Origin of the sequence: Nocardia implantans (genome assembly GCF_035544775.1) — a bacterium.
GTDB lineage: Bacteria > Actinomycetota > Actinomycetes > Mycobacteriales > Mycobacteriaceae > Nocardia > Nocardia implantans.
The window spans coordinates 1-632 of record NZ_JAYKYQ010000038.1; the positions used below are offsets into that span (position 1 = coordinate 1).

Here is a 632-nt window from a genome sequence, read left to right on the forward strand (position 1 = left end):
CGGTCGAATCAGGGCACGTGTTCCAACCAGCGTCCGATTGTGGATGAGGGTCAGCGGGTGGAGCGTGGTCAGGTGCTGGCCGATGGTCCGTGCACCGATAACGGTGAGATGGCGTTGGGTAAGAACCTGCTGGTGGCGATCATGCCGTGGGAGGGTCACAACTACGAGGACGCGATCATCCTGTCGCAGCGGTTGGTGGAGGAGGACGTTCTCACCTCGATTCATATCGAGGAGCACGAGATCGATGCTCGTGACACCAAGCTGGGTGCCGAGGAGATCACCCGGGACATCCCGAATGTCTCCGATGAGGTGCTGGCGGATCTGGACGAGCGTGGCATCGTGCGGATCGGTGCGGAGGTGCGTGACGGGGACATCCTGGTCGGTAAGGTCACGCCGAAGGGTGAGACCGAGCTGACGCCCGAAGAGCGGCTGTTGCGGGCGATCTTCGGGGAGAAGGCCCGTGAGGTGCGTGACACCTCGTTGAAGGTGCCTCACGGTGAGTCCGGCAAGGTGATCGGTATCCGGGTGTTCTCCCGGGAGGACGACGACGATCTGCCGCCGGGTGTCAACGAGCTGGTTCGGGTGTATGTGGCGCAGAAGCGCAAGATCCAGGACGGTGACAAGCTCGCGGG

The 632-nt window shown here is 62.8% G+C and carries 1 pseudogene; it reads left to right on the forward strand.

What is annotated here, in order from left to right:
* Nucleotides 1–632, forward strand: a pseudogene (locus U3653_RS33200) (DNA-directed RNA polymerase subunit beta); the annotation flags it as partial.